Source organism: Clostridium frigidicarnis (assembly GCF_900111985.1).
In the GTDB taxonomy this organism is placed as follows: Bacteria; Bacillota; Clostridia; order Clostridiales; family Clostridiaceae; genus Clostridium_Z; species Clostridium_Z frigidicarnis.
In genome coordinates, this window is the sequence record NZ_FOKI01000020.1 from 32,017 (window position 1) to 46,159 (window position 14,143).

Below are 14,143 nucleotides of genomic sequence, written 5' to 3' on the forward strand. Positions count from 1 at the left end.
AATCTATTTAATTTCTATTTCTAAGTTAGTTTTATAAGGTACCTGCCCCTGGACACTCATTTCATACTCTATTACTATTTTTCCACCATTATTATCTACTAATATATCTAGCTGCAATGTCTTGGTTCTAAGTTCTAATACCCCATAAGGAGTATTGTAAAGAGACACATTTTCTTTTCCCTTTTCAAAATTCATCAAAGCAGTAGTGCTACCTTCCCTTATAAGCTCTACAGACTTATCAAATATATTTAAAGTGGTTATAGTGCCTTCCATACCTGATAATTCAGTTTCCTTATATACAGCTTTAAATCCTTTATCTAATATAAAAAACTCTCCTGGAGTTACGACGGAAATTCCATCCTGATCTATATCCTGAGAACTTTTAATAGATATTATAGCCTTCTTTTCCATATTATTCACCCTTCTAATTATTAATCATGTACTGCTTTAGCTCTTCTTCAGTAGCTGGCTTAACAGTTATGATATTTTGTAATGGTTTAGTGTAATGACCATATTTAACTTCTAGAGTTTCCTCATTTTTACCTTTAGAGTATCTACCTGCAACCTTAGCAGCAAACTCAATTTCTTCTTTTGATGGGTTTCCAATAATAGCAATCATTGCTCCTGCGAATTTTGCTGGAAAAAACACTATATCTTCTTTTGTTATACATTTTTTAGCATTAATTGTTTCCTCTTCAGTTCTCGTTGCCACTATTTTTGCATTTGGAGATAACCTGAAATGTCTACCATATTTCAATAAATTTATATCTTTTTCTTCAATATTTTTTCTATTTTCCATCAAATCTTCTAATCTTATAGAATAATTAGGTTCAGTTAACTTACATCCACCTGCTGGTGATGGGTAATCTACAATCCCCCATTTTTCTGCCAATTCAATTTGAGCAGTTCTTGTTCTCCCGCTTATGTCCAACAATTTTTCTCTATCTACTAATCCATTTAGTTCCATTTCTGTTGGTTCTATGTTCTTTGCACATAAAGGTCTTAAAATTTTGTTACTAAACCCAGATTCCTTCTTTACTAAATCAAGAGATCTTTTATTTTGTGACATAGGTCTTTGATTCAGCACCTCTCCTGTTATAATAAAATCTGCATTAAACTTTTCCAATAATTCCCCCGCATAAGTCATCATCATAGCATGACAGTCTATACACGGATTCATATTTTTACCATACCCATGCTTTGGGTTTTTAACCATTTCAAAATGTTCTTCTGAAAAATCAACAATTTCTAATGGCATATCTATTTGTTTACACATTTTTATAGCATTTTCAGGTGAGAAAAAATATGATTTAAAACATATTCCAATAACTTCAATTCCTTGTTCCTTTATAAGCTTAGCAGCTAATAAGCTGTCTAATCCACCTGATACCATGGCTAATACTCTTGTCATATACTCAACTCCTAAATATTATTCATAATAACTAGTTTATTGATTTTAACTGAATTTATCAAGTATGTTTTTTTTAACTTTAAGGTAAATTTAATTTAAGCTAAATATTACTATGTTATAATATACTATCTGTAAATTTTATTGATTTATTCTTAATTAATTATATCCTTATACTGCAATGTATAGATATAATTATTTTAAAATATGTTAGAGGTGTAAAATAGAAATGAAAATTTTAATGTTGTCAGTATCAGCTGGTGGTGGACATATGAATGCAGCCATAGCTCTAAAAACATATATATGTAAAAATTATAATCATTTTGAAGTTGAAATAATAGATACTATAAAATATATAAATCCAATTTTAGATAAACTTATAATAGGTAGTTATCTAAAAAGTTTAAAATTATCTCCAAATATATTCGGAATGATTTATAATTATTCTGAGACCGATCAAAATATATCAACTATAACAAATAAAGTAAACGAACTACTTTCTTATAAAATACACCCCTTAATAGAAAGTTTTAATCCTGATATTATAATATCAACACATCCATTTTCAACAGAGATGCTTTCCATCCTAAAAGGGAAAGATTTAATAGATATGCCTTGTGTAACAATTATGACCGATTATTCTTCTCATAATCTTTGGCTTCACCCTAATGTAAATGCTTATATAGTATCAAATGATACTATGATAAAGGAAATGTTAGAGAAGAATGTATGTGAAGATGTAATTTTCCCTTATGGAATACCTGTATCTCCTGATTTTACTACTCCACATAATAAGAGTACTACACTATCCTCATTAGACTTAAACTGTGATAAGGACACCTTATTGCTTATGGGTGGTAGTTTAGGAATGGGGAACATATTAGATGTATATAATGAGTTAATATCAATACCTATAGATTTTCAAATCATTATATTAGCGGGAAAAAATGATAAGCTACTTTCATCACTAAACGAATTAACCTGTAATTCTTCGAAAGAAACTAGAATTATAGGTTTTACAAAGGAAGTTAATAAATATATGCAAGCCTGTGATCTTCTAATAACTAAACCAGGTGGTCTCACAATTACCGAAGCATTAGTTTCAGGGCTTCCTATGGCAATTTTTTCTCCTATACCTGGCCAAGAGGAAAAAAATGCAGAGTTTCTCTTAAAACATAATGTTGCCATAGACTTATATGACGGTTTTAATTGTAAGGATAAAATATATAGACTTTTGAATAATAAAAAAGTTTTAAATGAAATGAAATTTAATGCTATAAAACTTAGTAAACCCGATTCCTGCAAAAATATTTTGCCATTGTTAGAGTCCTTACATAAAAATAAGAATGAGATATAAAACATTCTCATTCTTATTTTTCAATTAATTCTTTTATAACTTCAAATACCTTAGACTTAACTTTTATATTATCCTTATTATCACAAACCATTTCCATCTCATTTTTATCTAATACTGATCCAAGTTCCTCTTTTGTTTTTTCATTTTCAATTTGTCCTTTTGTTACATCAACAAAACATAATGGTGGAAACATAACACACCACCAATTTTGACCTTTATAATCCCCAATAAGAACCCTATAAGCTTCGTACTCACCTTGTGGAAGAACTATATCTCCATATTGCTTAACCGGGAAATTTTCTTTTTGAAGTTCTGTCTTAACTTCATAGGAATATCCATTATCTTTTATAATTTTATCTGCTATTTTTTTTATTTCTTCGTCATTTTTTAGAAGTATCTCTCTAGACTCTTCAATAGATTTACTTTCTGATAATTTTGGTTGTATAAACTTTATGATTTCATCTTTCACCTTAAGTTTTAATTCTTGATCATCTTTTGTATCACTATTAGCTAATACATGAAATCTTATTATTTTTTCACTTATATCTTCTGTCATTTTAGTATCTGCTTTTTTTATGAAAACTTGTCCTATAATTTCACATCCAAATATCATTATTACTATAATAATGGTTCCCCTTAAAAATCTTTTCATTTTATATCGCCCCTCTCATTAAAGATTATTTACATTTATTGTTTTTTTAAACATAAAACAAAAAAGATTTAGAAATTTTCATTCTAAATCTTTTTTTTATTTTATTACTCCTAATTGTCTTATATGGCTCTTGACACTTACTTTTATATCACTTTCCTTAAAAGCTTCATCCCAATTATCTTTTATCTCATTCCAAATAGATGGATTAAATTTTTCTATATGATTACTTATTTCTAACAAATCTACATTTAAATTTCCCCTCATCAATTGACAAAGTTGTTCACATTCTGATCCTATTTTTTTATCAAACAGTTCTTCTATAGCTGTAACTTTATCCCCACTTAAAGTCCTCTCTTCCCCTAAATAACCACTGTTTGCCTTTCCTTCAATTTCCAATTCAAGGTTTACATGAAGTTTTTCATCATAGCTAACCTTAGTTCTTTTAAGTATTCCATTTATTTCATAGTCTATAGGATGACCATTGTAATATAAAACTGATTTTATTCCTTTAGCCTGCCCTCTTAAAAGTTCTAAACTTGTAGTTTCTACTTCATTTAATCTTCCTTTTAACTTATTATTTTTTAATACAGCTGTTCCTGATAAAACAACTTCATTTGTATCACCATTTAAACTCATTATAGGTAACATACCTATATTCCTTGATGACGCCATAATTAAAAACTCATTTAAGGTCACTGGTATAGCTGCTGCACTTTTTTCTGCATTATCTAAAACGCCATTTATATATACTTGAATGTGTTTATCTATTGGAATTTTTCCTTTAACAAATTCATTTGGAGGTCCATCACTCATTATCATATACATTTTTCTATTAATTTTAGGTTGCCTTTGGATATAGTCCATTACTTCTTTAACTGTTTCTTCATAGCCTAAAAGATCTCTACTTAAAATAAGTAATCGTGTATGATCCAAATATATATATCTGCCACTTTTCATAGATGCTTGTGTAATTGCGCCATCCATAGAATATGTATTTACTTCCAAAGACTGATCACCTGATATAATCCCTTTTTGCGTAGAAAATTCACTTAAATCTGGAAATGAATACCCTACCTTTATCTTTTTCAACTCTTCATTAGGTATAATCTCTTCTGGTTTTTTATCTTTAACCTTTTTTCCCTTGTCTATATCTTTCGCAATATCAACACCTATAGTTGATACGAATACCCTTCTGTCAATTTCAACCTTATCCCAACATCCTGTAAAAAACAAACTACTGATAAGAGAGATGATAATAAGAATAAATGATTTTTTATTTCTCATTTTCTACTCCCCCTTTTCTATAAATCCTAAACTTAGTAGCCACAAGTAAAATTATAGGGATAATTATTATATTTAGAATCATTATAGGTAAAAAAAGATTCTTTCCTATCTTAATTACAGCCTCAGTATTGCTAGGATATAATGCAATAGCATATATTATAGGAACAATAATAACTGATACTATCTTCTCCCTTTTCAGATTAAAACTTTCCTTCAATATATTGGATGAAAAAAAGATTAAATTACAAACTGTACTAAAGTTAAAAACTATCCATAGAGCCATTATAAATCCTTCCCATCTTTCAATAAAGGCTCCAGGTATATCTACTGCAGTAACCATAGTTATTGTTGGCCACATTATTTTTTTTAGTTCATATTTTGAAAATATTGCCAAGCAAGCAATTACTACAATACTATAAAATACGCTTATAAAAGCACTTGCTGATAATGAGCTTTTTAATATTTTTTTCCTGTCACTTAATATTGGACTAAATAGAAACATGATTTCAAATCCTGCAAAAACCCCAATTGTTGAATAGAAACTTTTAAAATAATTGTCCATAGAAACTTGACCTATTGGTAAAATATTTGTCATGTCACATCCTTTTAATAAAACAAGTCCTATAAATATAGTTGGTATAAACATAATAAAAAATAAAATCTCGTTAAATCTTGCCAGTGTACTCCTGCTATAACTTGTTACAAAAGCGCCTGAAAGTATTATTGTTATAAGTAAAAATTCAGTTGGAGTTCTTTCTAGCAAATACTTTTTTAAAACATCTACAAAACTTCTAACTTGGATAGAAGTTGCTAATATTAAATAGAAAGTAAATATAAGTATTATTATATGTCCTACCCATTTACCTAATAAATCAATAACTATCGTATTAAAACTGTTATAATTATTTAATTTTATAATTTTACTTATAATATATACAATTACACTAAAAAACGCACCTGCTATTAACGTTATTATCCATCCATTTGTTTCAACAGTTTCAGTAAGTTCTCTTGGATAAGAGAAAATCCCCACTCCTATAGCAGTTACAACTAAGGAAGCAAATAGTCCAAATGGTCTTATAGTTTCCTTCATAAATAATCCCTCTTCCTTTTTCTTAGTTATTTTTGTCTTACTTTATCCTCTGTATCCATGAATTTAGGTCTATCTTTAAAATATTGAATTGGATATTTAAAAAATAAATCTTTAAAATCTCTTTTGTTTGTATTAGCTACTGGAGATAAATATGAAACACCAAAACTCTCTAACTTAACTAAGTAAATTAATAGTATTATCATTGTTATTGTTATTCCATATAAGCCAACAATTGATGCTGCTATCAATGTAATAACTCTAATTATCCTAAAAGCAAAAGTAACTTCATAATTTGATGTAACAAAACTAGAGATAGTTGTTAATGCTACAATAATAACCATTATAGGACTTACAATCCCGGCACTTACTGCCGCCTGCCCAATTATTAAACCACCTACAATACCTATTGTTGCTCCTATAGCTTTAGGAAACCGGACTATAGCCTCCATAAGCAATGCCATACTTAATTCCATTATAAAAGCTTCTATAAATGCAGGAAATGGAACGCCTTCTCTAGAGGCTGCTATAGAATATGCTAGCTTTGTTGGTATTATCGAAGTATGAAATGAAGTTATAGCTACATACATAGCTGGCATAGTTAGTGAAATAACAATGGAAAAGAAACGTAGAACTCTTACACAACTTGAATAAATCCATCTTTGATAATAATCATCTGGAGACTGGAACAACATAGGCAATGTTGTTGGTACAATAAGCGCAAATGGTGAATTATCAACTAAGATAGCTACTCTTCCTTCATACAAAGCTGCTGCCACCACATCTGGTCTTTCTGTAGCTTGAATTTGTGGAAACAAGCTCCATTTATCATCTTCTATTAATTGTTCTATATACCCACTATCTAATACTGCGTCTATATCTATTCCGCCTATCCTTTCATATACCTTTTGTAGCACATCCTGATTTACTATATCCTTTATGTATAACACTGCACAATCCGTTTTAGATCTACTACCAACGGTCTTTGCAACTATTTTAAATCTAGTATCTCTTATTCGCCTTCTTATTAACGCTGTGTTGAATCTTATAACTTCTGTAAGACCTTCTCTTGATCCCCTAATGACTGTTTCTCCTGATGGTTCTCCAACTCCTTTGTTAGCCCATGCTCTAAGTGCTAACACACATGCAGTATCCTCACCATCAAATAACATTAATGCTTCTCCCGCTAAAACCCCATCTACGCCTTCTTTAAGCTTTTTTATTTTCCTTAAATCACTTAAAGCCATTACATTTTCAATTATTCCATCTATATCTAAACTTTTTTCAGCAAACATTAAGTTTTTTATTACGAAATCATCTATCAATTCCTTCTCAGTCATTCCATCTATGTATATTACAGAAATTTTCTTATCACCCATCTTAAATTCTCTAAATACAACGTCTGAAGAATTTTCAAATAAACCTCTTATATATTCTAAATTATTATCTATAGATATATTTATCTCATCTCTTATATCTTCTTGCAAATTTATCCTCCTCCCTAAAAAAATCTTGCTGCAACAAAAAGTATAAAACTTAATATTGAAACTATAACTGATACTTTTTTAGATAATTTAAAAGCTTTAAAATCACCTTCTTTTTTATACGATTTACTTGTAAAATTATATACAAAAAAACAATATCCTAAGGTCATTACTAAAAAATAATAATCAAATACCTCTAAAAAGTTCATATGCTCTTCTCCTCGCAGAAATCATTTCCCACTTATTTTTTTCAATATCCCCAAATTATATACATTATTAACATATATAAAAAAATAAAGTAATTTCACAAAAATATTCTGTGAAATTACTTTATATGGGTATCTCATCCAATGTCTAGCAAACTTACCACTCCACCATTCTATAAGTTAGATGTAAGAAGCCGGTACTACTATGAATAAGTGATTCTACACTCCCTCTAAATCTAAGAACCACTTGATATTGTTCTTGTTATATACACATCTCGATACTTATCTTTCATAGTATCATAACATCTTTGAGCTGTTAGCATGTCTCCAAATATACCAAATACAGTTGGTCCACTTCCACTCATAAGAGATCCTATTGCGCCTAATTCCAACATATCTACTTTTATACTCTTTATAACCCTGTGTTTATTTATTGTCACATTTTCTAAAACATTTCTCATATTTCTACATATAGAATTTAAATCATTTCTTTTCATTGCATTAATAATAACTTCTGTTTTAGGATGTTTTCTTATTAATTCTAAGTTTAAATCACCATATACTTCCTTTGTTGAAACACCAAATGATGGTTTTACAATAACTAATATGCAATTATTAAATGGTTCTAATTCTGTTATATTTTCTCCTATTCCTTTACAGAGAGCTGTGCCTCCAAGTATACAATATGGTATATCTGCACCTATCTTAATTCCTAGCCTCATCAATTCTTTAATTGGTGCATTTACCTCAAAGACCTTATTCATTAACTTCAATACAGCTGCAGCATTCGTACTTCCCCCTGCCATTCCTGCTGATACCGGTATATTTTTAAATATATCTATTTTGACTCCAGATTTTATATTGTAGTTATCCAAAAACAATCTAGCTGCTTTATATGCTAAATTTCGTTCATCAGTAGGTACATAACTTTTATTACATACTATTTCTATTCCTTTTTCACTTTTAGCAACTTCTACAAAATCGTATAGATCTATAGTTTGCATTATCATTTCTAACAAATGATACCCATCTTGCCTTTTTCCAATTACATCTAATGATATATTAACTTTTGCATAAGCCTTAATTTTCATTAATTGTCCCACCTTAAATTTTCTTATAGTTATAATTTTATTATATAAATATATATATTGCAATTAAGGTACATGAAAGAAAATAATAAGTCAGTATGCTAGTCTATTTCGTGTCATACTGCGTCAGTAATATTAGCCCATAGCCCTGCTTTGAACCGATATTACCTCCTTGTTTGACCCAAAATATATAGCATCTTTGACTTGTTATTTTCTTTCATGTACCTAACTAAAAACAATTAACCTATGTCAAATTTTATTCGTAAATATTAAAGGTTATTATAAAGTTCTATTAACGAATTTTATAATAACCTTTATAATTTTTATTGATTTATCGCATTATTCTTTATTTTATTTTTTTCATGGTTTTTAATTATTTTAAGAAGTTCTTCATACTCCTCAAAAAATACAACTACTATATCATCTCTATCCATAGAGTCTAAGGCTTCTTTTAATGCTAATTCTTCATCAAGCACAATTGATACTTTGTGATTTTTAGACGACAAGATACCTTCTTTTAGTAATTGTGCTATTTCTCCATTTCCTCTTCCTCTCTTATCCTTATCTTCTTTTACATATACTTTATCAAGCATCTCTCCGCAATATCGTCCTACTTCTTTAACTTGATAATCTAACCTATCTCCCGGCACACCTATAACACCTATTATTTTATTATGTTTCATTTTCTTAAGTGAACTTAATACCGCCTTATATCCATCAAGATTGTGACCATAATCCAATACTACTTTTCCATTATTAACCTCAAAAACATTAAATCTACCAGGATTATTCTCTTCGTTAGACCTAAAAGTTTTTATTCCTTTAGCTATTGTGCAATAATCAACTCCTAGTCCAACCAATGCACTGCATGCTGCTAATGAATTTTCTATGTTATGCTTTAAAAGCCCATTAAAAGTTATAGGTATTTCATCTACATCAGCTATATAAAATATTTTTTTATTTTGCTCTATATATATAGAATTATTTTTTATATATACACCATATCCACCATTTTTTATGTTATCTAATAAATATGGATTATCATCATGCTTGGAAAAAATTATTATATTGCCCTTTGCTCTTTCTAATAGTGACATACTAACTGGATCATCTGCATTTAATACACTATATCCATCTTCTTTTACAGCCTCTGTAACCAATGATTTCACATTAGCTATTTGCTCAACTGTTTCTATTCCATCTATCCCTATATGATCATCTGATACATTGGTTATCAAGCCCACATCTGCCAAATCATAACAAAGTCCATTTCTTATAAGACCGCCTCTAGCTGTTTCTAAAACTGCCACCTCTACGTCTTTATTCATAAGTACAGTTCTTCCACTTTCGAAACCAGTATCATCACCTTTATCTATACATATATCATTTATATAAATTCCCGATGTTGTTGTCATCCCTACTTTATATCCCATGATTTTTAGTGTATGATAAATTAACCTTGTGGTAGTTGTTTTGCCATTAGTTCCTGTAATAGATATTAATGGTATGCTTTTAATCTTGTCTTTAAACATCATATCTATTATAGCCCCTGCTACATCTCTTTCTTTTCCTTCAAATGGATAATGATGCATTCTTATTCCTGGTGCTGCATTCACCTCAATTACAACTCCATTTTGATTATATAAAGGTATTGATAAATCCATAGCACAAACATCTATTCCGCATATATTTAAATCTAGTGATTTTGCTACTCTTTCAAAAAGTATTATATTTTCTTTACATATTTTTTCCGTAACATCAACTGCAACTCCACCTGTTGATATGTTTGCGTTTTCTCTTAAAAATACTTTTTCATTGACTTTAGGAACATGATTCAAACTATATCCATACTTATCTAAAGTTCTTGTTACTGTTGAATCTATTTTTACTTTTGTTAGAGGTTTTTCATGATCTTCTCCTCTTCTTTCATCTGAATTAAGCTCATAGATTAAGGACTTTATGTCATCTCTACCATTACCTATTATATAGGGAGGTAATCTTAAAGATGCTGCAATAAGTTTTCCATCTATCATACATACTCTAAAATCATTTCCTACATGATGTTTTTCAATTAATATCTCATTAAACTCATCCTTAATTTTTTTGAATGCATTTACCAATTCAGCCTGAGTTTTTATATCTACGACGACTCCATTTCCATGATTTCCGAAACGTGGTTTTAAAACCACAGGATATCCTATAGCTTCTGCTTGTATTAAGGCTTCTAAACAACTATTTATTTTTCCACCTCTTGCTACAGGTATGCATTGATTTTCTAATATTTTTTTTGTCATATATTTATCACAAGCTATATCTACAGATGTACATTTTGTATCATTCGCTATAGTGGCTTCTACTATACAGCTATTTTTTCCATATCCAATTTGAAAAATACCACTATCAAAAAGCTCTACAAATGGAATTTCTCTAGATTTAGCTGCATTTAGTATTGCTTCTGTACTTGGTCCTATACTCTCTTTTTCTAAAATAATCTTAACTGAATCTAATCTTTGTTGTAAGTTAAAGTCCTTTTGCGAAATTAATGAATTTAAATAATCTACAGCTAGCTTTACTAAAGCTAACCCTGTTTGCTTATATTTATATTGAAAAATTATATAATATCTTTCACCCTCAATTACTCTAGCTTTACCATATGAGACATCTAATCCTAACCTTTCATGTAAAGCTATAGTTGTATGTTCACAAACGTGAGCTAAGTATGTTCCCTCACCTAACCTTGTTACAAACCCACCCTCTTCGTAAATTCCACAGCGATGCAATTTTAATTCTGGAAGTGATGAAACAAGTTTTTCATTTAATCCTCTTATATCTTTAGTAGGAATCTCACTATAACCCTGTAAATCCAAATCAACTCTAATACATTTTCTATGGGAATATACATTCCTACCTTCAAATATTCTGTAGTTAATTATTTTCATTATTAAGCCTTTCCTCCTCTAAGGGTTTTCTAGTTAATAAATTAAAGTTGTTTCCCTCTTTTAGTATATGCATTTTCACATTAAACATAGATAAAACCTCATCTTGATTTTGCTCTGATACATTAGAATAAGAAATACAACTTCCATCTATAACATAAACTGCACCTGAACCCATTATTGTAAACTTACCATCGTTGTCCACAATTATAGCTGTATCCTCATCTATTCCTATTCCTAAAACATCTGGATTTTCAGCTACGCCACCTAGTAATCTTCCAATTCTTCCTCTTTGTGCAAAGTGTTGATCTATTATAACTCTATCAATCAAACCTAAACCTGGTGCCATTTTTAGAGTACATTTTTTAGGTGATTCTTCATCATCTCCATTAACTACCATTGTTGAACTCATAACCGAAGCACCTGCTGATGTACCTGCAAATATACAACCTTTGGAATATGCATCTTTTAACTCTTTATGAAGAGGCGTTCCTCCTACTATACTAGTTATTCTAAGTTGATCCCCGCCTGTAAAAAATATAAGCTTTGCATTTTTTACTAGTGATATTTTTTCTTCCCTATGTGCTTCTTCTCTACTTTGAACATCTAGTATAGATATATTTTTCACACCCAAATTGCTAAATAGTTCATTATACTTATCACCAGCTTCTTTAGGGTTTGTAGTTGCTATAGTTGCTATAACTAATTCGCCAGTATTTTTATCTATACTATCTCTAACTATTTTCAATATCTCTTTGTTTCCCTCTTTATCTTCAGCTCCTCCAATTATTATAAGTTTTCCCTTAATAATTTCTTTCATTTGCACCACCTCTTATAACTGTATTCTATATTTTACCCACAAAATTAGTATTTATTCACCAAAACTTCATATGTATTTAGGTCATCGATTCATAATTCTAGTCTTTACCATGAAGTTAATTTTATACCTATTAATAAAACAACTTAGACATAAAAAAAGCGAAGATTTATACTCTTCGCTTTCTATTTATATATTTAAATTTAATTTTCTATATTTTTTATATTAAAGCTCTTCCTGGTATAAGAAGTTTATCTCCTGGTTTTATCAACTGAATTGGATCAATTCCATTCAGTGATATTAGTTGCTCTACTGTAGTTGAATAGTGCTTTGCTATAGACCATAAATTATCACCAGGTTGTACAATATATATTGTTAATGAAGCTTTTTTTTCAGGCTTTGCTTCATCCTTTTTATTTACAGATGTTAAAATATCTTTTGATATGCTGTACATAACATATCCACATACATGAATAATTGCTTTCACTGCTATAGTATTTGCCTCAATACTAGCTTCTATTGATTCTAACATTGATTTAACTATAAACTGCATATCTTCCTTTATATTTTGTATTTCTAAAAATGTTGAGAATGGCAGTTCCTCTGATATATTAGAATATCCACATTTATCCTCTACATTATTTTTATACAGTACATTTACTTTAACTACTCCATCAATCATTAATTTATTATCAATAATTTTTTTATCTGTTATTATTACATTTCCCTTAGTTGTTAATATTTGTACTGGTAATGGTTCATCTTTTGATAACTCTATATTGTCCTTTACTATTATTTCTGTTGAATTATGACCATGTAAAACATTCAATTTATATTTTTCTTTATCTATTTCTATTATAGATTTAGGAGAATACGCATCCTCTATAACATCATATTGTTCCTTTGTTATTATGCTGGCATCTACTACTATTTTAGAGTCTAAATTTAGTATTCTATTCTCTCCCAAATCATTTTCTTCAACTTGTATTTCTATGCCCCCTATATTAAATTTATTGAGACACATCATGGAGTCATTTACTGATCCAACTTCAAATTCTTTATTTACATAAACATCATCTTGAACAGTATATAACTCTTGTGAGTCTTTTGTTCTATAAACGGTATCAATTTTAACAAATGCTGATATATTTACTTTCCCCTCTGACAATGTTATATCTTGTTTGTGAATATTTAAATCCTGTTTTAATATTTTATCAATTTGTGGCTTATCCATAGGAATTTGTACATTACTACTAAAAGGCATTTCAAATTCATCCCTACAAACTAATCTATCAACTTCAGCTGGATTTTTCAAAGTTTGTATCTCATCGCTATCTATAATATCTCTAACTATAGGAATATTACAATTATTAAACACATCACTTCTTATTGTTAATATGCCTTCCACTCCTATTTTTCTTTCATTTATTATTGATGAGTTAATATGTTCAACATAGCATTCTATCTCACAATTCATTCTATATTCCACACCTGATATATCTATATAGCTGGAAAACTTATCACTGTAATTAACACTATGAACTCCCATATTTTCATCTTCTCTTGCTAAATATAGTACATTGTAATTTAATTGTCCTTCAACATAAACCTTATCCTGCATTACTTCTTTATTACTTATCACCGGTCTAACATCTAGCATTAGGATTTCTAAAACATCTGGATGAGTGTCAGGAATTAAGAACTCTCCCCTAACAACAGCATCACTTGTACCTTGCCCAAGAAATTGCTCATATTCTATATTCTCTTTTTGAAGTTCTAATTCAGCCATTTTTATCCCTCCCATAAAATTCCTATTTAATA

General features: G+C 29.3%; 12 protein-coding genes. 1 reads left to right on the forward strand and 11 read right to left on the reverse strand.

Translation table 11 applies throughout. The features are described 5' to 3' along the window. Nucleotides 1-3: 3 nt before the first annotated feature. The gene (locus BM119_RS12330; protein ID WP_090041878.1) at nucleotides 4-411 is read right to left on the reverse strand and encodes a YwiB family protein; all 408 of its coding nucleotides are present in this window, start codon (nucleotides 409-411) and stop codon (nucleotides 4-6) included. Between the two features lie 13 nt (nucleotides 412-424). Then, on the reverse strand, nucleotides 425-1,411 hold the full coding sequence (locus BM119_RS12335) for a tRNA 4-thiouridine(8) synthase ThiI (RefSeq protein WP_090041879.1): 987 nt from the start codon (nucleotides 1,409-1,411) through the stop codon (nucleotides 425-427). Between the two features lie 226 nt (nucleotides 1,412-1,637). Here BM119_RS12335 and BM119_RS12340 point away from each other — a divergent pair, with 226 nt between their 5' ends. After that, nucleotides 1,638-2,765, forward strand: a complete 1,128-nt coding sequence (locus BM119_RS12340) for an MGDG synthase family glycosyltransferase (RefSeq protein ID WP_090041880.1) — start codon at nucleotides 1,638-1,640, stop codon at nucleotides 2,763-2,765. Between the two features lie 13 nt (nucleotides 2,766-2,778). On the opposite strand, the gene spoIIR is transcribed toward BM119_RS12340, so the two are convergent. From spoIIR to BM119_RS12385, 9 genes are all read right to left on the reverse strand, one after another. After that, nucleotides 2,779-3,417, reverse strand: coding sequence for a stage II sporulation protein R (gene spoIIR, locus BM119_RS12345; protein WP_090041881.1), 639 nt, complete (start codon nucleotides 3,415-3,417; stop codon nucleotides 2,779-2,781). Nucleotides 3,418-3,513: 96 nt separating this feature from the next. After that, the gene (locus BM119_RS12350) at nucleotides 3,514-4,701 is read right to left on the reverse strand and encodes a Ger(x)C family spore germination protein (protein WP_090041882.1); all 1,188 of its coding nucleotides are present in this window, start codon (nucleotides 4,699-4,701) and stop codon (nucleotides 3,514-3,516) included. After that, nucleotides 4,691-5,794 (reverse strand): GerAB/ArcD/ProY family transporter, encoded by a 1,104-nt coding sequence (locus tag BM119_RS12355; RefSeq protein WP_090041884.1) that lies wholly within the window; start codon nucleotides 5,792-5,794, stop codon nucleotides 4,691-4,693. Before BM119_RS12355 ends, BM119_RS12350 begins: the two co-directional genes overlap by 11 nt. Before the next feature lie 26 nt (nucleotides 5,795-5,820). Beyond that, entirely contained in the window at nucleotides 5,821-7,278 is a 1,458-nt protein-coding gene (locus tag BM119_RS12360; protein ID WP_090041885.1) for a spore germination protein, read from the reverse strand. A gap of 14 nt (nucleotides 7,279-7,292) precedes the next feature. Further along, on the reverse strand, nucleotides 7,293-7,484 hold the full coding sequence (locus tag BM119_RS12365) for a CLC_0170 family protein (protein ID WP_090041887.1): 192 nt from the start codon (nucleotides 7,482-7,484) through the stop codon (nucleotides 7,293-7,295). Between the two features lie 233 nt (nucleotides 7,485-7,717). After that, nucleotides 7,718-8,572 (reverse strand): 4-(cytidine 5'-diphospho)-2-C-methyl-D-erythritol kinase, encoded by an 855-nt coding sequence (ispE, locus tag BM119_RS12370; protein ID WP_090041889.1) that lies wholly within the window; start codon nucleotides 8,570-8,572, stop codon nucleotides 7,718-7,720. A 320-nt stretch (nucleotides 8,573-8,892) separates the two neighbouring features. Beyond that, nucleotides 8,893-11,508 carry a cyanophycin synthetase gene (gene cphA / locus BM119_RS12375; RefSeq protein ID WP_090041890.1) on the reverse strand — a complete coding sequence of 872 codons (2,616 nt, stop codon included), beginning with the start codon at nucleotides 11,506-11,508 and terminating at the stop codon, nucleotides 8,893-8,895. Next, entirely contained in the window at nucleotides 11,495-12,325 is an 831-nt protein-coding gene (locus BM119_RS12380; protein ID WP_090041892.1) for a cyanophycinase, read from the reverse strand. Before BM119_RS12380 ends, cphA begins: the two co-directional genes overlap by 14 nt. 217 nt (nucleotides 12,326-12,542) lie before the next feature. Beyond that, entirely contained in the window at nucleotides 12,543-14,111 is a 1,569-nt protein-coding gene (locus BM119_RS12385) for a DUF3794 and LysM peptidoglycan-binding domain-containing protein (protein ID WP_177199411.1), read from the reverse strand. Between the last annotated feature and the right edge of the window lie 32 nt (nucleotides 14,112-14,143).